A 25,706-nucleotide genomic window follows, 5' to 3' on the forward strand; every position below is an offset into this window, starting at 1 on the left:
ATTGTGAACGAAGGATTGCCAACCTGTCTCACTAAGACCGCCCGGTCGATAATGTGACAAGAAGGTGAACAATCGCATGAGGCTTGTCTGATACGTAGGAATCAGTGAGTTCGCAGCTCCTGGAAATCGGTAAGAGGCATCTCACGTTCCTGGATCCTTCTGCGCCGCTCTGCTACCGTATGGGGGTTGTCTTCAGTCCATGCTTACGCGGCAGTAATTGCCTGTTCGGGCGCTGCTTCTCATATTGATGACACGTCGAGACTGAGTTTACGGGCACTCTCCAGTTTCTCAGCCGTCAGACAGGCATCTACGTTCTGCTCACAACGATTGTCTTTGCGCACAGCTGAACTCCATTTGTACGACCACCACATGATCAGAAATCCAGATTCTCAACACTCAAGGCGTTTTTCTGGATGAACTCCCGACGAGGTTCCACGACGTCACCCATCAACTTGGTGAACAGATCATCCGCCTCAACCATGTCATCCACGCGCACTTGCAGCAGTGTCCGCGCATCCGGATCCAGTGTCGTTTCCCACAGCTGGTCGGGGTTCATCTCACCCAGGCCTTTGTAGCGCTGCAAGGACAGGCCTTTTTCACCCTCTTCCAGAATGGCGCGCAACAAGTCCAGCGGACCGTGGATCATCTGGCTGCGATCACGACGGTTCAAAGTGGCCGGAGAGTTGTAGATCTCTTGCAGGCTCTGCGTAAAGCTGCCGGTCTTGCGCGCCTCGCCCGAGCGCAGCATCGGGCCATCCAGCGTGCGAACCTCTTCGACACCGCGCAGGATACGGGCCAGCCGGATGCCGTGATCCTGTGTGATCCGACCCTGCCAACCGCGTTCGTATTCCAACGCGATCAGATCCAGCCGTGCGGCGACTTTGTCAGCCACACCTTGCAGATCGGCGTCCACCGCACCCGGCACGAAAGCCCCAGCCACGGCGGCCTGTTCCAGAATATGACGCGGGTAATGTGTTGGAAACGCATCCAGCACACGTTTCAGCTGACGCGCCTCGTCGACCACGCGGGTCAGGTCCTGGCCGATGATTTCCTCACCCGAGCCGAGTTTCAGCACCGCTCCTTCGACGCCCTGATTGATCAGATAGTCATCCAGAGCGGCCTGATCCTTAAGGTAAACCTCTGACTTTCCGCGGGAAACCTTATACAGTGGTGGTTGCGCGATATAGAGGTACCCGCCCTCGATCAGTTCCGGCATCTGCCGATAGAAGAAGGTCAGCAACAGGGTCCGGATATGCGCGCCGTCCACATCCGCATCGGTCATGATGACGATCTTGTGGTAGCGCAGCTTTTCGATGTTGAATTCATCGCGGCCAATGCCAGTGCCAAGCGCCATGACGAGGTTGCCAATTTCCTGAGACGACAGCATCCGGTCGAACCGGGCGCGTTCGACGTTCAGGATTTTCCCCCGCAAGGGCAGAACCGCCTGCGTCAGACGATCCCGTCCGGTCTGTGCCGATCCACCTGCCGAGTCACCCTCGACGAGGAAAACTTCGGTTTTCGACGGATCTTTCTCGGAACAATCCTTCAGCTTGCCAGCCAGATAGTTCACATCCATCGCCGTCTTGCGCCGGGTCAGCTCGCGCGCCTTCCGCGCAGCTTCCCGGGCCAACGCAGCCTCGATGATCTTGCCGACAATATTCTTGGCCTCGTTGGGGTTTTCTTCGAACCACTCGGCCAGTTTTTCATTCATCAGACCTTCGACAGCCGGACGGACCTCGGAGGAAACCAGCTTGTCCTTGGTCTGGGACGAGAATTTCGGATCGGGCACTTTCACCGACAATACGCAGGTCAAACCTTCGCGCGCATCGTCACCGGTGAAGCTGACCTTTTCCTTTTTCGCGATCCCGCTGGACTGCGCATAGTTGTTGATCGTCCGGGTCAAAGCCCCCCGGAACCCAGCCACATGGGTCCCGCCGTCGCGCTGCGGGATGTTGTTGGTGAATGGCAGCACCGTTTCGTGGTAGCTGTCATTCCACCACATGGCGATCTCGACACCGATATCGTCGCGCTCGCCCTTGATATAGATCGGCTCGGGCATGGCCGGCGTTTTGGATCGGTCGAGGTACTTGACGAATTCCTTCACGCCGCCCTCGTAGAACAGCTCGGTTTCCAGCCGCTCGGCAGGGCGTTCGTCGATCAGGATGATCCGCACGCCCGAGTTCAGGAAGGCCAGTTCGCGCAGCCGTTTTTCCAACGTCTCGAACGAGTATTCGAGATTCGAGAACGTGTCGGTCGACGCCAGAAACCGCACTTCGGTTCCCGTACGATCGCCGCATTCGCCGACAACCTTCAGATGCTCTGCCGTTTCACCACCCTCAAATCGCGCCACGTGCTCTTTGCCCGCGCGCCAGATGCGCAGCTCCAGCCAATCCGACAGGGCGTTTACCACCGAAACACCCACGCCATGCAGGCCGCCCGACACTTTGTACGAGTTGCTGTCGAACTTGCCGCCCGCGTGCAGCTGGGTCATGATGACCTCTGCCGCTGAAACGCCTTCTTCCGGGTGGATATCAACAGGAATTCCGCGGCCGTTGTCGCTGACCGAAACGCTGGAATCCGCGTGAATTTTCACGGTCACATGGTCGGCGTGACCCGCCAGCGCTTCGTCAATTCCGTTGTCGACAACCTCATACACCATGTGGTGCAGGCCCGATCCATCATCCGTGTCCCCGATATACATCCCGGGGCGTTTGCGAACGGCTTCTAAGCCCTTGAGAACTTTGATGGAATCTGCGCCGTATTCTTGAGGAGCCTGTGCGTCTTCGGACATTCAGTCAGTACCTATATTATTTTGGTACCTTATACGTTTTCTGGTGGGGATTGTCACGCGATCCCCCAATATTTTGTGTGTGCTCGGGTCGTTTTCTGCCCATCCGAATCCACCTCATAACCGGTCGATGTCAGAAGCGATATCCGCCGCGATTTCCAGCGCCTCGACATCCTTGCGTTCGGCCGACAACCGAAGCCCCAGAATGTCCGACTGATACCGGGCCGCCAGCCGATCCGGGTTATGTTCAGGCCGGATTTCACCGGCAGCCTGGGCGCTGCGAAACAGGTCGGCGAAACACGCCTTCATTTCCGCCATGTGAAGCGCGGCCTGATCCGCAAGCGCGTGATCCTTCGCCTGCAACTCGGCATATGTCTTTGCCAACATGCAAGCCTTTGCCGGGTTCTCGACCGCTTCGATGACCAAACGAGGTTGCGCCTTGAGCGCTTCCTTCGGCCCCAGTCTCTCAGCAAGGGCGTTCAGGCGCGCCACGCCTTCTTGCGTGTAGCTTTCCAGCGTCAACGCATAGAGCGCATCCTTCGACCCGAAAGCCGCGTAGAAACTGCCGGGTTTCAGCTTCAATTCCCGCTCAAGGTCCTTCAGCGACGTACCAGCCCAACCCTGACGCCAAAAGATGTCACGGGCCTTCTCGATCAACGCGTCGCGATCATATGCGGGTTTGCGGGGCATCGGCATCACCAATTCTTGAACATTCACTCAAATATATACTTGAGCGGTCGCTCAAGAAACCCTAAATACCACCCATCGCGCCAGAAACAGGAGTTCCGACATGGCCACTTTCCCGTCTCATGACCTCGAATCCGCACCCGAAGCATCCAAACCACTGCTGGAAAAGTCCCAGGCCGCTTTTGGCCGTTTGCCGGGCCTGCACAAGGTGATGGCAGAAAGCCCACAGCACCTTGAAGGATATCAAGTTCTGCACAGCCTGTTCTTGCAGACCGATTTTGACAACGATGAGAAGACCGTCGTCTGGCAGACCATCAATGTGGAAAACGAATGCCATTACTGCGTGCCCGCGCACACCGGCATCGCAAAGATCATGAAGGTATCAGACGAGATAACTGAGGCTTTGCGCAATGAAACCCCACTGCCTTCGCCCAAGCTCGAAGCGCTGCGCACCTTCACCCTGCAAGTGATGGAAACCCGTGGCAACCCGACCGAGGAACAGCTTCAGGCGTTCTTCGACGCGGGCTATTCGCATCGTGCGGTTCTGGACGTGGTGCTGGGCCTGGCACAAAAAACCATGTCAAACTACGTCAACCACATGGCCAAAACACCGGTCGATGAAGTCATGCGCGGTTTCCTGTGGGAGCGCAAAGTCAACGAACCGGCCTAAGCCGCCACGACCGACCCCTCATCGCCTTCGGTCACGATCAGCGTCTGGGCCCGGTCACCCAACTCCTCAAACAGTTCAGGCCCGGTGCCCGTCATCCAGGCCTGAGCACCCAACGCACAAATCTCGTCATAAAGTGAAGCGCGTCGACCCGCGTCCAGATGAGCAGCCACCTCATCCAGCAACACGATCGGTGGCGCACCCACCATTGCGGCCAAAGCTCGGGCATTGGACAGGATCAATGAAACCAGCAGCGCCTTCTGCTCACCGGTCGAACAATCCTTGGCGGGAACACCCTTGGCAGCAAAGACGCCATACAAGTCTGACCGATGCGGCCCAACCAAAGTCCGACCCGCAGCCAAGTCCCTGAACCGGCTTTCATTCAAAGCCTCGCGCAAATCCTCAGCCGTTTCCGGCATCGCGCCATCGGTTTGCACCAATTCCAACTCGGCAGACGGAAAAGCCGTTTCCGCCTGGTCCTGCGCCACCCGCAGATGGCTCAACGCCGCCAATCGCGCTGCGTGGATACGATGCCCCATCTCGGCCAGCTGACCCTCAAGCGCAGCATACCAATGCGCGTCCCGAACCTGCTCTTTCAGCAAACGGTTCCGTTCGCGCATTGCTTTTTCGTACGTCAGCGAAGCCTCTGCATGAGACGGATCAAAACTGAGCGCAATGCGATCAAGAAACCGGCGCCGGCCTTCGGCCCCTTCAATCCACAGGCGGTCCATGGATGGAACCAGCCAGACCACCCGCGCAAGTTTACCCAGATCAATCTGGGTGGCGGATTTCCCATCAATCCTCACCTGCCGTGCTGCACCACCCTCAGACCAGGTTTCGATTTCGAAATTCTGCCCCTGCGATTGCAACAGTCCCGACAGTTTCCAGCCCAACGCCTCGGGCCGCCGCGTCATCTCGGCCGCGCTTGCCCGCCGCATCCCGCGACCGGGTGAAAACAAGGATACCGCTTCCAGAATATTGGTCTTGCCCGCCCCGTTCGGCCCGTGAATCGCCACCGGCCGCCCGTCCAGAGACAACCGCGCCAGCTTGTGAGACCGAAAATGCGAGACCGTAAGCTCGGTCAGGGCCAATCCCATGACCCCTCCCTTCATCTTTTCAAAAATTCTCCCACTGGAGGCATCGCGCGTCCGCGCGATCAGACGCGCATTGGCATGACGACGTAAACCGCACTCTGATCATTGCCTTCGCGCATCAGGGTCGGATCGCCAGCTGAATTGAACATGAACACCGCATTCTCTCGATCCACCTGAGACGCGATCTCCAGCAGATATTTGGCATTGAACCCGATCTCCAGACGCTCATCACCATAGGCGACGGCCAGTTCTTCCTCGGCGGCACCACTGTCTGGAGCATTCACCGACAGGACCAGCTTGTCGCCATCCAGCTGAAGCTTCACCGCACGCGAACGCTCGGAAGACACCGTTGCCACCCGGTCCACGGCCTGTGCGAACTCGGCAGCATCCACTTCCAGCTTGCGCGTATTCCCTTGCGGGATAACGCGCGTGTAGTCGGGAAAGGTTCCGTCAATGACCTTCGAGGTCAGCGTGATATCCGGCGTGGCGAAACGCACCTTGGTTTCGCTGACCGAAACCGCGATATCCATTTCATCATCGTCCAGCAGCTTGCGCAGTTCGCCCACGGTTTTGCGCGGGACGATAACGCCCGGCATGCCCTCTGCACCATCCGGCAAATCGGCATCGATCCGAGCAAGCCGGTGGCCGTCAGTGGCCACGCAGCGCAGCACCTTGTCGCCATCGGATCCGTCGGCCACATGCATATAGACACCGTTCAGATAATACCGGGTCTCTTCTGTTGAGATTGCGAATTTCGACTTGTCGAACAGCCGTCGCAGCAGGGCAGCCGAAGCCGTGAAATTTGATTGATACTCCGAGGACGCCATGACCGGGAAATCCTCTTTCGGCAGCGTCGCCAGCGAGAAATTCGACCGACCCGCCTCAACGGTCAGACGCCCTGCCGCGCTGTCGGCGGTCAGCGTGACCAACGCACCGTCGGGCAGTTTGCGCACGATCTCGTGCAAGGTGGTCGCGGCCACGGTGGTGGCACCGGCTTTCTCGACCTGCGCCGGGGCCTTGTCGACCACTTCGATATCCAGATCCGTCGCGCGAAACAGCGCCTGATCGCCTTCCGCCTCGATCAGCACGTTGGCAAGTATGGGAATGGTATTGCGGCGTTCCACTACGGATTGGGCCTGCGAAACGGCCTTGAGAAGGGTGCCGCGTTCGATGCTGATCTTCATACCCTCAATTCCTCTGACTTGCGTACCGACATGGGCGGGACTGGCACGTTAGCGGTTCCACCCTGAGGCACAAGGATTTTTTACGGATTTCTGGGTTGGATTGCGTCCAGCGTCAAGTGCAGCGTGCCTGACGGGCACCAGTTCTGATCCAACCGTGGACTAATGCGCACAAGAAACGCCCCGGGTCCGAGGAACCGGGGCGGTTTCCTAGACTACAGGCGCGGATCAGGCTTCAAGCGACCGGCGCAGCATTTCCACATCTTCGGCGATCTGACCGTCGGTCAGCTTCAACTCTTCAATGCGCTTGACGCCATGCATGACCGTCGTGTGATCGCGCCCACCAAAACGGCGGCCGATCTCGGGCAGCGACCGGCTGGTCAACTGCTTGCACAGATACATCGCCACCTGACGCGGACGTGCATAGGAGCGCAAGCGCTTCGGGCCGATGATGTCAGAAAGCCGGATGTTGTAATACTCGGACACCTTCCGCTGGATCTCTTCAACGGTGATCTTGCGTTCCGAGGCGCGCAGCACATCCGCCAGACAATCCTGCGTCAGTTCCATGTCGATCTCGCGACCGACCAGTGACGCGAAAGCGAACAGACGGGTCAGGGCACCCTCCAGCACCCGAACATTGGTCGAGATGCGATGCGCCAGGAATTCCAGAACGCCATCGGCAATCGTCAGGTCCGGATAGGATGAGCTGTATTGCTGCACCTTGTTCTGCAAAATGCCCAGACGCAGTTCATAATCGGTCGGGTGCAGGTCAACCACCAGACCACATTGCAGGCGGGATTTCACCCGATCTTCCAGATCCTTGATCTCACCCGGGGCGCGATCGGCCGAGATGATGATCTGTTTGTTCTGATCCACCAGCGCGTTGAACGTGTGGAAAAACTCTTCCTGAGTGGAATCCTTGCCGGCGATGAACTGCACGTCATCAACCATCAAAACGTCAACCGAACGGAACAGGTGTTTGAAATCCATCATCCGACGCTCGCGCAGAGCCTGCACGAACCGGTACATGAACTGTTCCGCCGAAAGGTACAGAACGTTCAGTTCCGGATGTTTGGTTTTCAGCTCCCATGCGATGGCATGCATCAAGTGTGTCTTACCCAGCCCTACACCGCCGTACAGAACCAGCGGATTGAAGGTCACCGGCCCGCCCTCGGATACCCGACGCGCAGCCGCATGGGCCAGTTCATTGGGCTTGCCGACGACAAAACTGTCAAAGGTAAAGCGGGAATCCAACGGGGCGGCCTGAAGCGACTCCAATGTATCCTGCGCCGGGTCCTCGCTCGGCGCGGCGACAGGTTCAGGCTTTGCCACCGGCGGCGTATCGACAGCTGGCTTGGGCCGGGCAGGCGAGTTTGCGGCGACGCGGAAATCCAGACGCTGCACAGTTTCACCTGCGGTGTTCAGCTCGTACAAAATGAGGTCCGCAAAATTCTGGCTGACGTAATTGCCCATGAAGTTGGTCGGCACCGAGAAAACCGCCACGCCGTCCTGAAGCTCCTTGAATTCCAAAGGCTCGATCCAGGTCGTATAATTGTTCCGACCGATGGCCTTCAGCAACTTGTTACGCAGTAGTCCCCATTTCTCTTGTGTCATTAAGCGCCTCACGCATCCCATTCTTATTGGCCTGTCAGCCTTATTCATACGAAGCCGGTTTCCCGGTGTTGTATTCACACGCAATAGGTATCCAGTCGCCAAACCAGTCGGCTTGGCGGGACCATCCCGAAGAGCTCGGCAACCCCAGTTCTGACGCTCAGCAATACCGGAACGTCCCGAAAATCGGGTTGCACGTCGCAATCTCAATTTTTAGACAGGGCCAAGATCACCGGGTTTATTCCGGCTTCCATGGCAGATCGGCAGCCTGGCTCAAGCCAGTCGTCGACAATTGTCCCCAGATCGCTCTGATGCCCGTCAGTTCGATCGGGAAAACAGCCTGTCCCCCCAAGCGAGTGAATCGCTGACATCAGTCGTAGCAATTCCGAGAGGGGCGCGGCAACGAAACTCTGATATTGACTCGGGTCTTTGGGCGAAAGAATCTCTCGGTTTTGTGAAGGCGCGGTTTTCTGGCAACACGAAAAAAGGCGCCGTGATGTGCGGCGCCTTTTCAGAATGGTTCAGCCTTTCTGACGTGACCTAGGGTCACCCCAAAGCTTAGCCCAGTGCTTTGACGCGCGAGGACAGGCGCGACATTTTACGGGCAGCAGTGTTCTTGTGGAAAACACCCTTGGTGACGCCGCGCATCAGCTCGGGCTGAGCCGCACGCAGAGCAGCAGTCGCCGCGTCCTTGTCGCCGGATGCGATCGCTTCTTCGACTTTGCGCAGATAGGTGCGGATGCGCGAACGACGCGCTTTGTTGATTGCAAAACGCTTTTCGTTCTGACGAGCGCGCTTTTTTGCCTGAGGCGAGTTTGCCATGTGAATCTGACCTTCGTTAGGTACGTTAATCTTGGGTTGCGCGCCACGGACATATCCGCACCGGATCAGAAATCACGAGTGTGAGTCGGGCCAAGCGGGCCGCACGCGCATGTATAACGGGGGTCTTTAGCCAAGTTCCGAGAGATTGCCAAGTTGATTCTTGGAACAAGGGCCAAGAATATGGGGCGGGCTTGAAACACCCGCCTCAGAGGTCCCGCGCTTTACTTGTCGCGGAATTGCGCCGTGCGCTTTTCCAGGAACGCGGCCATGCCTTCCTTCTGATCTTCGGTCGCGAACATCGAGTGGAAGACACGACGCTCGAACAACATGCCTTCACTCAGCGGAAGCTCGTAGCTGCGGTTCACCGCTTCTTTCGCGGCCATTGCGGTCAGCTGCGATTTCTCGGCAATCTTCTGCGCTGCGCTCACGGCTTCTTCGATCAGCTTCTTGGCCGGCACCACCCGGCTGACAAGACCCGCACGCTCGGCTTCGTCGGCATCCATGAAACGCCCGGTCAGGTTCATGTCCATCGATTTGGATTTACCCACGAACCGCGTCAGACGCTGACTTCCCCCCAAACCGGCAATGACGCCAAGATTGATCTCGGGCTGGCCGAATTTCGCGGTGTCCGCCGCGATGATGAAATCGCACAGCATGGCAAGTTCACATCCACCGCCCAGCGCGTAACCTGCAACGGCCGCAATGATCGGCTTGCGAATTGCGGTCACACGATCATTCGCATCGGCAAAAAGGTTGATGTTGTAGACGTCGACAAAACTCATCTCGGACATTTCCTTGATGTCCGCGCCGGCGGCGAAGGCCTTGTCCGATCCGGTTATCACGATGCAGCGCACCTTGTCGTTGCTGTCCGCATCTTCCAGCGCGGTGCAGAGCTCACCCAGCAGCTGGGTGTTCAACGCGTTCAGCGCATCCGGTCGGTTGAGTTTGATAAGTGCGACGTGGTCTTCGATTTCGACGATGATCGTCTCAAAAGCCATGAGGAGAAAGCTTCCGGTTGTTCCGTTCAGGTACGTTTCCTTACCACGCGAAAAACTTGGATCAAGCTATCTTTGGCATTGCGCGCAATAGAAGGATGAGCGACCGGACTGGGTGATTCTCTTGATCGGCGCTCCGCACCCTTCGGTCCGGCAGGCCTCGCCCTCGCGGCCGTAGACATCAAACTTGTGCTGAAAATATCCAAGTTCTCCATCGGCTTGGCGGAAATCCCGCAGCGAAGACCCACCGGCTTCGATAGCGTCCTGCAACACCTGCCGGATGATCGGAACAAGCGCCGCCACGCGGGGTGCGGAAATCTGTCCGGCTTTGCGACGTGGCGACACTCGGCCGCGATAAAGGGCTTCGCAAACATAGATATTGCCCAGACCGGCAACGATTCCCTGATCCAGCAGGGCGGATTTGACAGGGGTGTTCTTGCCTTTGAACGCCTTGATCAGGTGTTGGTCGTGAAAATCGTTGCCCAAGGGTTCAGGCCCCAGAACCGACAGCAACTTGTGATCTTCGGCGTTGGCCGTTTGCAACAGGTCCATCGCACCAAACCGGCGGGGATCGTTGAAGGTGATGCGCGCGCCGTTGGCCATATGAAAGACCACATGGTCATGTTTTTGCGCGGCGGGATGGTCATGGACGAATTGCCCCATCGGGTCACCCGACACCGTCATCCGCCCCGACATACCCAGGTGGATCAGCAACGTCTCACCGCTGCTGAGATCCGCCAGAATGTATTTCGACCGCCGCCGCAGCCGTTCCACCCGCTGCCCGGTCAGCCGTTCGGCCATACGTTCGGGGAACGGCCAGCGCAGATCAGGGCGGGTCACATCAGCCCGTTCAATCACGACCCCTTCCATGGCAGGACTCAGGCCGCGTCTTACTGTCTCGACCTCAGGTAATTCGGGCATTACGGGGCTCCTAATTCAAAGGGCCGCATTGTGCCCGCCTCTCTTGGCCCTATAACAGAGGCGAAAATCGACAAACGGCAAGGCAAATGTCCGACAACATCGACAAGACCACTCATTTCGGTTTCGAAACCGTCCCCGAGGCCGAAAAGGCCGGGCGCGTGCAAGGCGTTTTCAACTCGGTTGCCTCGAAATATGACGTGATGAACGACGTCATGTCGATGGGCATCCACCGGGTCTGGAAGGACGCAATGATGGACTGGCTGGCGCCACGCCCCGGCCAGCGGCTGTTGGACGTGGCAGGCGGTACGGGCGACATCTCGTTCAGGTTCCTCAAGCGCGCGGGCCACGGCCACGCCACAGTGCTGGACCTGACCGAGCCGATGCTGATCGAAGGGCGGCAACGTGCCGAGGCAGATCAGATGTCGGACAGCCTGAACTGGGTCGTGGGCGATGCCATGGCCCTGCCCTTCGAAGACAATACATTCGATGTCTACACGATCTCGTTCGGCATTCGGAACGTCACCCGCCCGCAAGAAGCTTTGAACGAGGCTTACCGCGTGCTGAAACCCGGAGGCCGCCTGATGGTGCTGGAATTCAGCCAGCTGCCCAATGAGGGGCTGCAAAAGCTCTATGACCTTTACAGCTTCAACGTCATCCCGCGCATGGGAAAACTGATCGCCAATGACTATGACAGCTATCAGTACCTGGTCGAATCGATCCGAAAGTTCCCCGATCAGGAGACGTTCCTGAACATGGTTCGCACAGCAGGCTTTGAAAACGCCAAATACCGCAACCTGAGCATGGGTATCGCCGCGCTGCATTCCGGCTGGAAGATCTGACACATGCGTGGTCCCCATAACATCATCCGCCTGATCCGCACAGGCGCCACGCTCGAGCGCACAGGCGCCATGAACGTGGTACTGGATGCGTTCGAAGCCCCGCGCGCCGTTCGCATTCTGGCCCACGCATTGGGCAAACCCTTTCAATGGCTTGGCTACAAAGGCGACCCCGGCATGCCACCGGCCACGCGCGCCCTGACGGCGCTTGGCCCCGCCTATATCAAATTCGGGCAAGTGCTCTCGACCCGCCCTGACGTCGTCGGAAATGAACTGGCCGAGCAACTGCGCGTTCTGCAAGACAAACTGCCCCCTTTCTCCAAAGCCGACGCGATGGCCGAAGTCGAGAAAGAACTGGGTCAGCCGATCTCGGACATGTTCAGCGAATTCAGCGAACCGATTGCCGCAGCCTCGATTGCGCAGGTTCACAAGGCCAAGCTGACCAGCACGGGCGAGGATGTTGCGGTGAAAGTCCTGCGTCCGGGGATCGAACGCGCGTTCCGCAAAGATGTCGATGCGTTCTATTTCGCCGCCCGGATCGTCCAGCTCTTCGCCCCCGGCGCGCGCCGTCTGCGACCGGTGGAGGTGATCGAGCATTTCGACGGTGTCGTGCGCGGCGAACTGGATCTGCGCCTGGAAAGCGCGGCGGCCTCCGAATATGCCGCCAACACCAAGGACGACACCGGCTTCTGGCTGCCCCCCGTTGTATGGTCGCTGTCCGCGCGGCGCGTCATGACGCTCAGCTGGGCGGACGGGATCGCGCTGGGTGACAATGATGCTCTGGATGCCGCAGGTCACAACCGCAATGATCTGGCCGAACGTGTCCTGCGCCTGTTCCTTCTCCATGCCCTGCGCGACGGCTTTTTCCACGCCGACATGCACCAGGGCAACCTGAAGGTGGCCGCGAACGGAGACATCATAGCCTATGATTACGGCATCATGGGGCATATCGATGAATACACGCGCCGGGTCTATGCCGAAATCCTGTTCGGTTTCATCCGCCGCGATTACAAACGCGTGGCCGAGGTGCATTTCGAAGCCGGCTATGTTCCCGCCAACCAGGACGTGGACGAGTTTGCCCGCGCTCTGCGTGCCGTGGGCGAGCCGATCTTCGGCATGGACGCCACGCATATTTCCATGGGGCGGTTGCTGAGCTATCTGTTCGAAGTGACCGAACGGTTCGGGATGGAAACACGAACCGAGCTGATCCTGTTGCAACGCACCATGGTTGTCGTCGAAGGCGTTGCTCGCTCACTCGATCCTCATATGAACATCTGGGAGGTCGCCCGACCCGTGGTCGAAGACTACATCAAACAATCCATCGGCCCGCGGGCGGTCCTGCGTGATTTTGGGAAAACCGCAATGGTGCTGGCCCGCTTCGGCCCGCGTCTGCCGGCACTGGTCGAAAACGCACTGATCGCGCAGACACAGAAGGACGAACCGCAGACGCCCACCCTTTGGTCCTTTGCTCTGCCCGCCACGATCGGCGCCGCAGCAGGTGCGGCGCTGGTCTTGCTGATCAACGCGCTCAGCTGAACCAACCCGCCTGCTTCATCTGGCCACAAATATCCTCGGGGGGAATCGCGCCCTGGCGCGATGGGGGGGCAGACAGCCCCCCGCACCCCTTCCGGGTCAGAGCCGCTCGATGGCGATGGCAATCCCCTGACCACCCCCGATGCACATGGTGATCAACCCTTTGGATCCGCCGGTACGTTCCAGCTCGTACAGTGCTTTCAGCGTGATGATCGCACCCGTGGCCCCCACCGGATGCCCCAACGCAATCGCACCGCCGTTGGGGTTCACCTTGCTCGCGTCCAATCCAAGCTCCTGATTCACGGCCAGAGCCTGCGCGGCGAAGGCTTCATTGCTTTCGATCACGTCGAAATCTTCCGCTGACAGGCCCGTCTTCTTCAACAGGTTTTGCACTGCCGGAACTGGACCGATGCCCATGACTTCCGGCCGCACGCCTGCATGCGCATAACCAATCACACGCGCCTTCGGTTTCAAACCGGCCCTTTCGGCCGCATCCGCTGTCGCCAGCACCATCGCCGCCGCGCCGTCATTGATGCCCGAGGCGTTGCCGGCTGTCACACGCCCGTCCTTCTTGAACACCGGGCGCAGACCGGCCAACGCTTCGGCGGTCGTCGCCTTTGGATGCTCGTCGACTTTGAAATCGACCATGTCCCGCTTGACCTTGACCTGTACCGGAGTGATCTGGCTGTCGAAGTAACCGGCCTCGATCGCCGCTGCCGCACGTGTCTGGCTGTCCAATGCGAACGCATCCATCTGTTCGCGGCTGATCTGATGCTCATCCGCCACGTTTTCGGCCGTCACCCCCATATGTCCGGTGCCGAAGGGGCAGTTCAACGCGCCCAGCATCATGTCCAGCGAGGTGACGTCGCCCATCTTTGCACCCCAGCGCGCCTGCGGAACGATATAGGGGCTGCGTGACATGCTTTCTGCTCCGCCTGCCACCGCAAAGTCAGCATCGCCCAGCATCAGGGACTGAACGGCTGACACGATCGCCTGCGCGCCCGATCCGCACAGGCGGTTCACGTTCATGGCCGGCGTACCATTGGGAATGCCCGCCTGCATGGCGGCGACGCGTGACAGATACATGTCACGCGGTTCAGTGTTGATCACATGACCGAACACAACATGCCCGATCTGCGCCCCCTCAACCCCCGATCGCTCAAGCGCCGCTTCGGTCGCGACAGTGGCCAGATCAATCGGCGCGGTTGAAGCCAGCGCACCACCAAAGGTGCCAATTGCGGTGCGGGCACCGTCGAGAATAACGATATCGCTCATGAGCTACTCCTCCTGAATTTCGCTGCATTATGCATGCGCAGAATGGCACTGTCGCCCCAAACGTCCCGTCACGGCGGGAATTGACATTGCGTTGCGCACCCCCCATGGATTCCGTCATGACGGAAGACACAGACGATATCCTGAACCTCCTGCCCGCCCGCCTGAAAGAGGCACGCCGGGCCAAAGGCCTGTCCCTGGAAGCGGTCGCCAATCTCAGCGGTGTGTCCCGGTCCATGGTCAGTCAGATCGAACGCGGCGAAAGCAGCCCGACGATCTCGACCTTGTGGAACCTGACACGCGCCTTGCAGGTGGATTTCGCCGGTCTCTTGGAGGGCACAAAGGCCACGGACCAGATCGAGGTACTCAGAAACTCCGAAGTGCCCAGCATCGACAATATGGGGCAGAACTGCCGAATTCGCATCCTGTCACCACCGGAAGAGGCCGGGGGTCATGAAGTCTATGATATCGAATTTGACGAGGACGGGGCCCTGAACAGCCAACCCCACGCCCGCGGTGCCCGTGAACAGCTCACCGTGCTGGAAGGCGCGGTCAAAGTCACTTCAGGCAATGCGGTGTCCGAGTTGAACGAGGGGGACACGGCCCGATACGCCGCCGACATTGCGCATTCCATCTGTGCCCAAGGGCCAGCCCGAGTATTTCTGATCGTAAAAAACGCCTGACATCCGCGAAATTCCGCCTTCACGGATATTTTTCCTTCATATTGAATTTCCCCTATTTGGGAATTTCATCCGCTATGTTAGATGTGCGACTCAGTTGAACGGAGGTCGCCATGGCAGATGCATTCCTGTCCCATATCACGGACACACTTGCGCAGATCGAATCTGAGGGTCTTTACAAACGTGAACGAATGATCGCCTCGCCTCAGGGCGGTGAGATCACTGTGGGCGGCAAGCAGGTGATCAACCTTTGTGCCAACAACTATCTGGGTCTGGCGGATCACCCGGCGCTGATCGAGGCCGCGACACAAGCGATGGGGCCCAAAGGATTCGGCATGGCGTCGGTTCGGTTCATCTGTGGTACGCAAGACATTCACCGCGAACTGGAACAACGTCTTGCCAATTTCCTGAACAAGGACGACTCCATCCTCTTTGCCGCCTGTTTCGACGCCAATGGCGGGTTGTTTGAACCTCTGCTGGGACCGGAAGACGCCATCATTTCAGACAGCCTGAACCACGCCTCGATCATCGACGGCGTGCGGCTGTGCAAGGCCAAGCGCTATCGCTACATGAACAACGACATGAACGACCTCGAAGCCTGGCTGAAACAGGCGCGCGAAGACGGGGCGCGGCATATCATGATCGCCACCGATGGCGTGTTTTCGATGGACGGCTATCTTGCCAACCTGCCGAAAATCCGGGAACTGGCCGATAAATACGATGCGATTGTCATGGTGGACGATTGCCATGCGACCGGCTTCATGGGGCCGAACGGGGCCGGCACACCCGATCATTTCGGCGTCGATGTGGACATTCTGACGGGAACCTTGGGCAAGGCACTTGGGGGGGCAATCGGCGGCTATATCGCCGGGCCGCAGCCAGTGATCGACCTGCTGCGGCAGCGGGCGCGGCCCTATCTGTTCTCAAACTCGCTGCCGCCCTCGATCGTCGCTGCCGGGTTGGAGGCGATCCGTCTGGTCGAAGAAGGCGACATGCTGCGCGCGCAACTCTTCGGCAACGCCAAATATTGGCGCGCCGGGCTGGAAAAGCTTGGCTTTGACCTGCTGCCCGGGGAACACCCGATCATCCCGGTGATGCTGGGTGAGGCGACGCTGGCACAAGACATGGCGTCACGGCTGTTCGACGAAGGCGTCTATGTTTCGGGCTTCTTCTTTCCGGTCGTCCCACGCGGGCAAGCGCGGATCAGAACGCAGATGAATGCGGCTCTGACCAGGGATGAACTGGACCGCGCCCTGTCCGCATTTGGCAAGGTCGGCAAAGAGCTGGGGGTCATCGAATGATCCTTCCATCGGTCATCGATGTGATCGGCGACACCCCCATGGTCGAACTGTCGCGCGTGTGTGCCCAGCAGAAGCTGAACGGGCGTATCATCGCCAAGCTTGACTATTTGCTGCCGGGATTTTCGAAAAAGGACCGCGCGGCGAAGTCCATCATCGAAACGGCGCGCGCATACGGGACTTTGTCACCGGGGCAGACGGTGGTCGAGCTGACCTCAGGCAACATGGGCACCGGCCTGGCGATTGTCTGCGGCATTATGGGGCACCCGTTCGTGGCAGTCATGAGCGCGGGGAACTCGGTCGAACGCGCCCGCATGATGCGCGCGTTGGGCGCCGAGGTGGTGATCGTCCCCCAGGCCCCCGGCAGCAAACCCGGCGAAGTCTCTGGGGCCGATCTTGAACTGGTCGATGTCGAGGCGAAACGCATCACGACCGCACGCAACGCGTTTCGTGCGGATCAATTTGGTCATTCGGGCAACCCCAAGGCCCACGAAACCGGGACCGGGCCCGAGATCTGGGCGCAATCCGAAGGCGCCGTCACGGCATTCTGCGACTTTGCAGGATCGGGCGGAACGCTGGCCGGGGCGGCAGAGTATCTGAACCGGCACGGCGTACGGTGTTATGCCATAGAACCCGAAGGCGCACGCGCATTGGCCGGTGAACCAGTTTCGATCCCGGATCACCCCATTCAGGGCGGTGGTTACGCCATGGGTGATCTGGTGCATCTGAAGGACACCCAATTGGCCGGACACCTTGCTGTTTCGGGAAAGGCCGCGCGGGATTGTGCCCGGCTTCTGGCCCGCACCGAGGGGATATTCGCCGGCTACTCGGCAGGCGCGAACCTTGCTGCGGCAATTGAACTGCTTCGCGGTCCCGAGGAAGGCGGCTGTGTCGCAATCGTCATGTGTGACAGCGGCTTGAAATACCTGTCGACCGATTTGTGGGAGTAACTGCATGCGACCCAACACAATGAAAGCACTGGAAAAATCCAAACCAGAAGAGGGGCTGTGGATGGTGCAGGCCCCGATCCCCGAAATTGGCCCCGATGATGTGCTGATCCGCATCAACAAGACGGGTATCTGCGGCACCGACATCCATATCTGGAACTGGGATGAATGGGCGTCTCATACCGTGCCGGTTCCGATGATCACTGGCCATGAGTTTGCCGGAGAGATCGTCGAGATCGGGCGCAACGTGACAGGGCTTGAAATCGGCCAGCGATGCTCGGGCGAGGGCCATCTGATCACCACCGACAGCCGTCAGAGCCGCGCCGGAAAGTTTCACCTGGATCCGGGAACCCGGGGCATTGGAGTGAACGAACAGGGCGCATTTGCCGAATACCTGAAACTGCCTGCCTTCAACGTGGTTCCCTTGCCCGACGACATACCGGATGAGATCGGGGCCATCCTCGATCCGCTGGGCAATGCGGTGCATACTGCCCTCAGCTTTGATTTGCTGGGCGAGGACGTTCTGATCACGGGTGCGGGCCCCATCGGCATCATGGCCGCTGCCGTCGCTCGTCACGCGGGTGCACGTAACGTGGTCATCACCGACATCAACGCAGACCGATTGAAACTGGCCGAACATGTGGTTCCCTCGGTGCGGACTGTCGATGTATCCACCGAGGACTTGCAGGACGTCATCGCCGAGCTTGGGATGAAAGAAGGATTCGATGTCGGGCTTGAAATGTCCGGCTCGCAAGCCGCCCTGGACCAGATGGTCGAAGCGTTGGTGATGGGTGGAAAGATCGCGTTGCTGGGGATTCCTCCGGGCAAATCTCCGGTCGACTGGTCGCGCATCGTGTTCAAGGCGATCACGATCAAGGGGGTCTATGGGCGTGAGATGTTCGAGACGTGGTACAAGATGATCGCCATGCTGCAAAACGGTCTGGATGTGTCCCGCGTGATCACGCACCGCTTTGCGGTTGATGATTTCGCCAAAGGGTTTTCCGCGATGAAATCAGGCCTGTCCGGCAAGGTTGTTCTGGACTGGACCTAACGCGCTGGAAAGTTGCAAGTTCAGCCCCTAGACAGGTGCAGAACTTGCACAAGGGAGGCATGAGATGGGCGAGAACAAAGACGATCGTCTGTTGCAACGGGGGGTCGAAGACACCCTAGTCACTGATTTCGCCGAAACGCACCGCAAAAGCTATGGCGACTTCCTGCAACTGAAGACGCTGCTGAACCTGCAAAAAACCTTTCAGGACCCCGCACAACCCGACGAGATGCTGTTCATCATCATTCATCAGGTCAGTGAGCTGTGGCTGAAACTGATGCATCACCAACTGGTCGAGGTGCGTCGGTTCCTGCAACAAGACGAATTCGGACCCGCCATGAAAAACCTCGACCGCATCAAGGCCATTCAACGGCAATTGATTGCGGCCTGGGAAACCCTGCTGACCATGACGCCGGCCGACTATATGACGTTTCGGCAGGCCCTCGGCAACTCTTCCGGGTTTCAAAGCTATGGGTACAGGCAGATCGAGTTCATTCTGGGCAACAAGGATGCCTCGACCCTGAAAGTGCACGAGCATGACCCCGAGGTGATGGAGATGCTGAACGCCGCCCTGACCAAACCGTCCCTGTATGACGAGGTGTTGCACATGCTGGCCCGACAGGGGTTCGACGTTCCAAGGGACTTGATCGAGCGGGACTACTCGGAACCCTATTCCGGTGATCCGCGCGTGGTTCAGATCTGGGTCGACGTGTTCCGCAACACGGACAAGTATTGGGATCTGTATGCGCTGGCCGAAAAGCTCATGGATGTGGAAAGCCTGTTTCAACGCTGGCGCTTTGACCACGCCACTGCGGTTGAACGTGTGATCGGAATGCAACCCGGTACCGGAGGTTCCAGCGGCGTGGCTTTCTTGCGAAAAGCACTTGAGTTGCGGTTCTTTCATGACCTCTATGATGTGCGGACGGAACTGATGTACAACGGGCAGGGCTGAGCCATGCTGTATCGCGGATTTTCACAAGCCGAACTGGAGCGGGAATACTCTCCCAGTTCGATGATCGGTGGCGACCTGACCCCTTATCTGGCCAGCTATCAAACACTGAGTGCGCAAGCCCGTGCCGAGCTGCCCGTTCAGGCCAACCTGGCCTATGGCGACGCCCCGGCCCAGGTGCTGGATTTCTTTCCCGCGAAGGGGGCCGGCGCCCCGTTGCATGTCTTTGTTCACGGTGGGTATTGGCAGGATCTCAGCCAGCGCGAATCGGCCATGATGGCCCCGGCGCTGATCGAAGCCGAGCAATCCTTTGCCACCTTGAACTACACGCTTGCCCCGGATGCGCGGCTGGATCAAATGGTCGACGAATGCCGCGACGCCCTTCTGTGGCTTGCGTCACAGGCCGAGGCACTGGGATTCGACCCGACGCGGATCACCTTGTCAGGGCACAGTGCCGGCGCTCATCTGGCTAGCATGGTCATGGCGACCTCGGCCGGCGCATTGGCCCGCGCCGGGCTGCGTGTGCGTGACGTGCTTCTGATCAGCGGTGTTTATGATCTGGAACCCATCAGTTTGACATCCGTGAATGATCCGCTGCACCTGACCCCGGTTGAAGTGAACGATCTGTCCCCGATCCGCAACCTGCCCCCACCGGGCCCCCGCTATCATGTTTCAGTGGGGGAACGGGACACCGGCGAATTCATTCGTCAAAGCCGCGACTATGCGGAACGGCTGCGCAAGGCCGGGCACTCGGTCAGCTTTGCCTTGAAACCCGGAATGCACCATTTCGACATCATCCTGCATTCCGGGACATTCCTGCTCGACACGCAATGAGGCATTTTTCAAACAAAAACAGCGGCCCGATCGGTGCCGCTGTTTTTTTTGTGTCCATCCCGCTTGGGATCAATCCAGGGTGCGGGTAACTTCTTCGCGCTCGAAGATCTCGATCACGTCGCCTTGGCGGATATCGTCGTAGTTTTCGAACGCCATACCACATTCCTGACCCGACTGGACCTCGGCCACTTCGTCTTTGAAGCGCTTCAGCGTCTTCAGCGTGCCTTCGTGAATCACCACGTTGTCGCGCAGCAGGCGAACGCCTGCCGAACGGCGGGCAACACCTTCGGTCACCAGACACCCGGCAACCTTGCCGACACCGGTAACCTTGAAGACTTCGCGGATCTCGGCATAGCCGATGAACTTTTCGCGGATCTCGGCGCTCAGCAGGCCGGACGCGGCCGCTTTCACGTCGTCGACTAGGTCATAGATCACCGAGTAATAGCGGATCTCGACACCCTTTTGGTTCGCCGTGTTCCGCGCCGATGCGTTGGCACGGACGTTGAAGCCAAAGACCGGCGCGCCGGAGGCTTCCGCCAGACCAACATCCGTCTCGGTGATCGCACCCACGCCCGAGTGCAGCACGCGCACGCGCACTTCGTCGTTGCCTATCTTTTCCATCGCCTGAACGATAGCTTCGGCAGAACCCTGCACATCGGCTTTGACGAGGATCGGCAGCTCGGCCACGTTCTCGTCTTCCTTGGCCTTCTGCATCAGCTGTTCAAGGGTGGTCGCGGCACCTGCCGCGGCGCGTTTGTCCTTGGCGGCCTGTTCGCGATAAGCGGCGATTTCACGGGCCTGCGCTTCGGTCTCGGTCACGTTCAGAACGTCGCCCGCTTCGGGCGTACCGTTCAGGCCCAGAACCTCGACCGGAACCGAGGGGCCAGCTTCCTTGACGCGCTCACCCTTGTCATTGATCAGCGCACGGACCTTACCGTACTGCTCACCTACAACGAAGATATCGCCCTGACGCAGCGTGCCGTTCTGAACCAGAACCGTGGCAACCGGGCCACGACCCACGTCCAGCTGCGCCTCGATCACGGCACCTTGGGCGGCGCGGTTCGGGTTTGCTTTCAGTTCCAGAATCTCGGCCTGAAGCGCGATGGCTTCCAGCAATTCGTCCAGACCCTGACCCGTGATTGCGGACACTTCGACATCCTGGACGTCACCGGACATTTTCTCAACGATCACTTCGTGTTGCAGCAGATCGGTGCGCACCTTGTCCGGGTTTGCATCGGGCTTGTCGACCTTGTTGATCGCCACGATCATCGGTACTTCGGCCGCTTTTGCGTGGTTGATCGCTTCGATCGTCTGCGGCATCACTGCGTCGTCAGCCGCGACGACCAGAACCACGATATCCGTAACCTGAGCGCCGCGCGAGCGCATCGACGTAAACGCCGCGTGGCCCGGAGTGTCGAGGAAGGTCAGCGTGGTGCCGCCATCGGTTTTCACCTGATACGCGCCGATATGTTGGGTGATGCCACCGGCCTCACCCGCCACAACGCGCGCGTCGCGGATTGCGTCCAACAGCGAGGTCTTGCCGTGGTCAACGTGACCCATGATGGTGATGACCGGCGGACGCGGCTGCAGATCGTCTTCGCTGTCTTCGACCTCTTTGATGACGTCTTCAACATCCGAATCGGATACGCGAGTGACCTTGTGGCCAAATTCTTCGATGATCAGTTCCGCGGTGTCTGCGTCGATGGTCTGGTTCTGCGTGACCATCATGCCCATCTGCATCAGCGATTTGACCACGTCAGCCACACGCTCGGCCATACGGTTGGCCAGTTCCGAGACCATGATCGCCTCGGGCAGCTGTACGTCGCGGATCACCTTTTCCCGTTCAACGGCACCACCCATGGCTTTTTGACGCGCGCGCTCTTGCTTACGCTTCATCGCGGCCATCGAACGCTGACGGTTGCCTTCGCCACCGGTGGCCTGACCCAGAGTCAGCTTGCCCGAACGGCGATTGTCGTCACGCCCTTTGCCACGACCACGCTGTTCGCGTTCGCGCTCCTGCTTGCGCGGTGCGGCTGCTGGCGCTGGTTTACTTGCCGGGCTGCGCGCCGCTTTGGGCTCTTCCGGTGCAGGCGCTGCTGCAGCACGTTTGGCAGCTTCTTCTGCCTCTTTGCGCTTGCGCTCTTCCTCTTCGGCCTTGGCGCGGGCACGTTCTTCAGCTTCTCGCTGTTCACGTTCCTTGGCCTCTTGCTCGGCACGACGGCGGGCGCGCTCTTCTTCGCGCGCCTTTTCGGCTGCCTCACGGGCTGCGGCCTCTTCGGCTTCACGAGCCTTGGCAGCCTGCAATGCCTTCATCCGGCGCGCCATTTCGGCGTCGGAAATACCTGCAGGACGACGCGAAGGATCACCCGATGGCGCAGCGCCACCGCCCGGTTTGGTCGCACCCGGCTTGGGGACCACCACGCGCTTGCGTTTGGTTTCCACCACGACATTCTTGGTGCGTCCGTGGCTGAAACTCTGTTTCACATTTCCGGGGCGTGCCCCGCCACGAAGACCCAATGTCTTTTTGCCGTCATTATCGCTCATAAAGCTACTTACCCTTCCGCGCGGCCCCTGCCGCCGTCATCCGTTTCGCGCAAGCCACGCAGGCGCTGCGCTTCCTCTACAACACGTTTGGCGAGTCCGCCAGAGGCCAAGGCCGCATGAATCACCGTTTGGCGCCCAAATGCCTGTCCTAATTCGTCTGCCGTCAGCCAACCTATGTATTTCCCGAAGTGCGGCGTGCTCAGTTTGGACTTGCCGCGCCCCGATCCATCAGCGGCCTGAATCAGCACCTGCGCCTCTTCCCGGTCCAGCCACGTCTTGACCTTTTCATACCCGGCGACCGCGTCGCCGGACTTGCGCGCCAGGCTGAGCAGCTCGACAACGCGGCGCGCGATCTGCTGTTCAACCTTTTCCGCCAGGTCCTTGGGCACAGACACCTGCGCCTTGAACCCCCGCGCAAACAGTTTCTTGCCAACGGCCTTGTCCAGGGCGGCACGATCCGCCGCCACATAGACCCCCCGCCCGGGCAATTTCGCCGCGACATCCGGAAAAACCTGACCGTCCGGCCCCGTCACAAAGCGGATCAACCCGAATTTGGGCTGCACCTCGCCCGTGGCGATGCACTTGCGCTCGGGTCCGTCGGACCGATCCTTATGGGCGCCACCGCGACTCATACACGCCACCCGAAGCCCGAGATCAGGCCTCGACCTCCTCGTCTGCTGCGTCGCCGTCGGCGTCTTCTTCCGCCTGTTCCAGCTCGGCCGGATCAACCCAACCCAGCAGGATACGCGCCGTCATGACCATATCTTGCGCCTCTTCCAGCGTTACGCCGAAAGGCTCCAATACACCGTCATCCTTGACACGCTCACCATCGACGGTCGTCCAGCCACCGGCCAGTTCCCAGTCGGCGCAAGTTGCAAAGTCTTCCAGAGTCTTCACGTCGTCCCTGGCCAGCGCCTCTACCATCTGGGGTGTCAGACCTTCGAATTCAATGAGACTGTCCTCGGCGCCCAATTCACGCGCCGCATCCAGTGCCGCCTTGGCCTGTGCTTCCAGGAATTCGCGGGCGCGGGTTTGCAGTTCCTGCGCGGTACCTTCGTCAACGCCGTCAATGACCAGCAGTTCCTCGATCTCGACATAGGCAACCTCTTCGAGGTTGGTGAAGCCTTCCGAGACCAGCAGCTGAGCAAAGAATTCGTCCAGATCCAGGCTGTCCATGAACAGTTTGGTACGGGCTTCGAATTCCTTCTGACGGCGGGCCGATTCTTCGGCTTCGGTCATGATGTCGATGTCCAGACCGGTCAGCTGGCTGGCCAGACGCACGTTCTGACCGCGGCGACCGATGGCCAGCGACAGTTGTTCTTCGGGCACGACGACCTCGATCTTGCCGGCTTCTTCGTCCAGAACCACCTTGGAGACCTCGGCAGGCTGCAACGCGTTTACCAGGAAAGTCGGTTGATCTTCGTTCCACGGAATGATGTCGATCTTTTCACCCTGAAGCTCGTTCACAACGGCCTGAACACGGCTGCCGCGCATACCCACGCAAGCACCGACGGGGTCGATCGAGCCATCATAGGAAATCACAGCGATCTTGGCGCGCGAACCGGGGTCACGGGCCACGGCCTTGACCTCGATGATGCCGTCATAGATTTCCGGCACTTCCATCTTGAACAGCTCGGCCATGAATTCCGGCGCGGTGCGCGACAGGAAGATCTGATGGCCACGCACTTCGCGGCGAACCTCTTTGATGTATGCGCGCACCCGGTCATTCGGGCGATAGCTTTCGCGGCCGATCTTGTCGTTGCGGCGCAGAACCGCCTCGGCACCGCCCAGATCGACGATGACATTGCCAAACTCTTCACGCTTGACCGCACCGTTGATGATGGTGCCCGCACGATCCTTGAATTCTTCGTACTGACGGTCGCGCTCGGCTTCGCGCACTTTTTGCAGGATGACCTGCTTGGCGGACTGAGCCGCAATCCGACCCATTTCAACCGGCGGAACCTCTTCGACGAAGACGTCGCCAACCTCGGGCGATTCCATGTACTGCTTGGCCTGCTCGACGGTCATTTCGGCCTGATAGTTTTCAAGCTCGTCATCTTCGACCACCGTGCGAACACGGGTGAAAGTCGCCTTGCCGGTCTTGCGGTCGATGCTGACGCGGATGTCCATCTCGGCGCCGTAGCGGCTCTTGGCGGCACGGGCGAGCGATTCCTCCATCGCTTCGACGACCAGGCCGGGGTCGATCATCTTTTCGCGGGCCACGGCCTCGGCGGTCTGCAACAGCTCCAGCTGGTTTGCTGAGGTGATTGCCATCAGTTCGTCTCCTCTTCGGACCCTTCGGTCTCAATCTCGTCGAAAGCGTTTTCGTTCAGGGCGCCGGCATCCTTGCGCTGGCGCAGCATTTCCTTGATCAGGTCATCGGTCAGGACCAGCTTGGCATCACTCAGCCAGTCGAATTGCAGACCAATGGTGATGGTTTCATCCCCCTCGGGGATGTTGATCAGAACCTCGTCCCCTTCGATCCCGGCCAATTCGCCCTTGAAGCGTCGGCGGCCGTCAATCAGTTCGGCGGTCTCGATCTTGGCCTCATACCCTTCGAAGGTCTCGAAATCCTTCAGACGGGTCAGAGGGCGGTCGATACCGGGGCTGGACACCTCAAGCGTATAGGCATCAAGGATCGGATCCTCGACATCCAGCGTGGCGCTGACCGCGTTGGAAATTTCGGCGCAATCATCCACTTCGATACCGCCATCGGGCTTGTCGGCCATGATCTGAAGCGTGGTCTGCTTGCCGCTCATCAGGCGGATGCGGACCAGCTCATACCCCAGATCCTCGATCACGGGCGTGATGATCTCGGCCAGTCGCCGGTCAATGGCAGCTTTTGCTATCAGGTCGTTTGTCATCTGGTACTCTACCCTGTCAGTCGGGCACAAAAAAACGGGCGCGCGGCCCGTCGAATTTTCCGGTGGAGCCTTGGACCAGAAGTCCAACGCGCCGCTGTTGAAACTGCATATACGCAGGATGGCCCGAGTCTGCAA

22 protein-coding genes are annotated in these 25,706 nt (G+C 59.3%); 9 read left to right on the forward strand and 13 right to left on the reverse strand.

Translation table 11 applies throughout. The features are described from left to right. Positions 1 to 373 precede the first annotated feature (373 nt). Positions 374 to 2,791 (reverse strand): DNA topoisomerase (ATP-hydrolyzing) subunit B, encoded by a 2,418-nt coding sequence (gene gyrB, locus GS612_RS16855; RefSeq protein WP_152456615.1) that lies wholly within the window; start codon positions 2,789 to 2,791, stop codon positions 374 to 376. A 114-nt stretch (positions 2,792 to 2,905) separates the two neighbouring features. Beyond that, on the reverse strand, positions 2,906 to 3,478 hold the full coding sequence (locus GS612_RS16860; RefSeq protein WP_171641904.1) for a TetR/AcrR family transcriptional regulator: 573 nt from the start codon (positions 3,476 to 3,478) through the stop codon (positions 2,906 to 2,908). Positions 3,479 to 3,578: 100 nt separating this feature from the next. Between GS612_RS16860 and GS612_RS16865 the strand changes: the two genes are divergently transcribed. Next, a complete protein-coding gene (locus GS612_RS16865) occupies positions 3,579 to 4,145 on the forward strand; it encodes a carboxymuconolactone decarboxylase family protein (protein ID WP_171641906.1) in 567 nt (188 codons plus the stop codon). Here GS612_RS16865 and recF read toward each other — a convergent pair. From recF to mutM, 6 genes are all read right to left on the reverse strand, one after another. Continuing rightward, positions 4,142 to 5,239 carry a DNA replication/repair protein RecF gene (gene recF / locus GS612_RS16870; protein WP_171641908.1) on the reverse strand — a complete coding sequence of 366 codons (1,098 nt, stop codon included), beginning with the start codon at positions 5,237 to 5,239 and terminating at the stop codon, positions 4,142 to 4,144. The genes GS612_RS16865 and recF overlap by 4 nt on opposite strands. A gap of 59 nt (positions 5,240 to 5,298) precedes the next feature. Beyond that, positions 5,299 to 6,420, reverse strand: a complete 1,122-nt coding sequence (gene dnaN / locus GS612_RS16875; protein WP_171641910.1) for a DNA polymerase III subunit beta — start codon at positions 6,418 to 6,420, stop codon at positions 5,299 to 5,301. Positions 6,421 to 6,645: 225 nt separating this feature from the next. Further along, complete coding sequence (gene dnaA, locus GS612_RS16880; RefSeq protein ID WP_152456610.1) at positions 6,646 to 8,031, reverse strand: chromosomal replication initiator protein DnaA; 1,386 nt, start codon at positions 8,029 to 8,031, stop codon at positions 6,646 to 6,648. 555 nt (positions 8,032 to 8,586) lie between these two features. Then, on the reverse strand, positions 8,587 to 8,850 hold the full coding sequence (rpsT, locus tag GS612_RS16885) for a 30S ribosomal protein S20 (protein WP_152459792.1): 264 nt from the start codon (positions 8,848 to 8,850) through the stop codon (positions 8,587 to 8,589). 221 nt (positions 8,851 to 9,071) lie between these two features. Then, positions 9,072 to 9,848 (reverse strand): enoyl-CoA hydratase, encoded by a 777-nt coding sequence (locus GS612_RS16890; protein ID WP_117870917.1) that lies wholly within the window; start codon positions 9,846 to 9,848, stop codon positions 9,072 to 9,074. Positions 9,849 to 9,914: 66 nt separating this feature from the next. Beyond that, a complete protein-coding gene (gene mutM, locus GS612_RS16895) occupies positions 9,915 to 10,766 on the reverse strand; it encodes a bifunctional DNA-formamidopyrimidine glycosylase/DNA-(apurinic or apyrimidinic site) lyase (RefSeq protein WP_171641912.1) in 852 nt (283 codons plus the stop codon). A gap of 86 nt (positions 10,767 to 10,852) precedes the next feature. On the opposite strand from mutM, the gene ubiE reads away from it, so the two are divergent. Beyond that, positions 10,853 to 11,605: a bifunctional demethylmenaquinone methyltransferase/2-methoxy-6-polyprenyl-1,4-benzoquinol methylase UbiE gene (gene ubiE / locus GS612_RS16900; RefSeq protein ID WP_171641914.1), complete on the forward strand. Its 753-nt coding sequence runs from the start codon at positions 10,853 to 10,855 to the stop codon at positions 11,603 to 11,605. A gap of 3 nt (positions 11,606 to 11,608) precedes the next feature. Next, a complete protein-coding gene (ubiB, locus tag GS612_RS16905; RefSeq protein ID WP_171641916.1) occupies positions 11,609 to 13,138 on the forward strand; it encodes a 2-polyprenylphenol 6-hydroxylase in 1,530 nt (509 codons plus the stop codon). 96 nt (positions 13,139 to 13,234) lie between these two features. Here ubiB and GS612_RS16910 read toward each other — a convergent pair whose 3' ends face one another. After that, positions 13,235 to 14,410 carry an acetyl-CoA C-acyltransferase family protein gene (locus tag GS612_RS16910; protein WP_171641917.1) on the reverse strand — a complete coding sequence of 392 codons (1,176 nt, stop codon included), beginning with the start codon at positions 14,408 to 14,410 and terminating at the stop codon, positions 13,235 to 13,237. Between the two features lie 116 nt (positions 14,411 to 14,526). Here GS612_RS16910 and GS612_RS16915 point away from each other — a divergent pair, with 116 nt between their 5' ends. The 6 genes from GS612_RS16915 to GS612_RS16940 all read left to right on the forward strand — a co-directional run bounded on the left by GS612_RS16915 (position 14,527) and on the right by GS612_RS16940 (position 20,163). Next, positions 14,527 to 15,090: a helix-turn-helix domain-containing protein gene (locus tag GS612_RS16915; RefSeq protein ID WP_171641919.1), complete on the forward strand. Its 564-nt coding sequence runs from the start codon at positions 14,527 to 14,529 to the stop codon at positions 15,088 to 15,090. A 110-nt stretch (positions 15,091 to 15,200) separates the two neighbouring features. Then, positions 15,201 to 16,388: a glycine C-acetyltransferase gene (locus GS612_RS16920; RefSeq protein WP_171641921.1), complete on the forward strand. Its 1,188-nt coding sequence runs from the start codon at positions 15,201 to 15,203 to the stop codon at positions 16,386 to 16,388. Then, positions 16,385 to 17,335: a PLP-dependent cysteine synthase family protein gene (locus GS612_RS16925; protein WP_171641923.1), complete on the forward strand. Its 951-nt coding sequence runs from the start codon at positions 16,385 to 16,387 to the stop codon at positions 17,333 to 17,335. The genes GS612_RS16920 and GS612_RS16925 overlap by 4 nt, the downstream gene beginning before the upstream one ends. 19 nt (positions 17,336 to 17,354) lie before the next feature. Beyond that, positions 17,355 to 18,383, forward strand: a complete 1,029-nt coding sequence (gene tdh, locus GS612_RS16930) for an L-threonine 3-dehydrogenase (RefSeq protein WP_171206431.1) — start codon at positions 17,355 to 17,357, stop codon at positions 18,381 to 18,383. Positions 18,384 to 18,447: 64 nt separating this feature from the next. Next, positions 18,448 to 19,332, forward strand: coding sequence for a tryptophan 2,3-dioxygenase (locus tag GS612_RS16935; protein ID WP_171641926.1), 885 nt, complete (start codon positions 18,448 to 18,450; stop codon positions 19,330 to 19,332). 3 nt (positions 19,333 to 19,335) lie between these two features. Then, positions 19,336 to 20,163 carry an alpha/beta hydrolase gene (locus tag GS612_RS16940; protein ID WP_171641928.1) on the forward strand — a complete coding sequence of 276 codons (828 nt, stop codon included), beginning with the start codon at positions 19,336 to 19,338 and terminating at the stop codon, positions 20,161 to 20,163. A 69-nt stretch (positions 20,164 to 20,232) separates the two neighbouring features. On the opposite strand, the gene infB is transcribed toward GS612_RS16940, so the two are convergent. The 4 genes from infB to rimP are packed head-to-tail and all read right to left on the reverse strand — an operon-like array spanning position 20,233 to position 25,571. Next, positions 20,233 to 22,707: a translation initiation factor IF-2 gene (infB, locus tag GS612_RS16945; protein WP_171641930.1), complete on the reverse strand. Its 2,475-nt coding sequence runs from the start codon at positions 22,705 to 22,707 to the stop codon at positions 20,233 to 20,235. Between the two features lie 8 nt (positions 22,708 to 22,715). Further along, positions 22,716 to 23,339: an RNA-binding protein gene (locus GS612_RS16950; RefSeq protein WP_171171767.1), complete on the reverse strand. Its 624-nt coding sequence runs from the start codon at positions 23,337 to 23,339 to the stop codon at positions 22,716 to 22,718. Between the two features lie 22 nt (positions 23,340 to 23,361). Next, positions 23,362 to 24,981, reverse strand: coding sequence for a transcription termination factor NusA (nusA, locus tag GS612_RS16955; RefSeq protein ID WP_152459780.1), 1,620 nt, complete (start codon positions 24,979 to 24,981; stop codon positions 23,362 to 23,364). Beyond that, complete coding sequence (gene rimP, locus GS612_RS16960) at positions 24,981 to 25,571, reverse strand: ribosome maturation factor RimP (protein WP_152459779.1); 591 nt, start codon at positions 25,569 to 25,571, stop codon at positions 24,981 to 24,983. Before rimP ends, nusA begins: the two co-directional genes overlap by 1 nt. Positions 25,572 to 25,706 lie beyond the last annotated feature (135 nt).

This window comes from Ruegeria sp. HKCCD6157 (assembly GCF_013110685.1).
Lineage (GTDB): Bacteria > Pseudomonadota > Alphaproteobacteria > Rhodobacterales > Rhodobacteraceae > Ruegeria.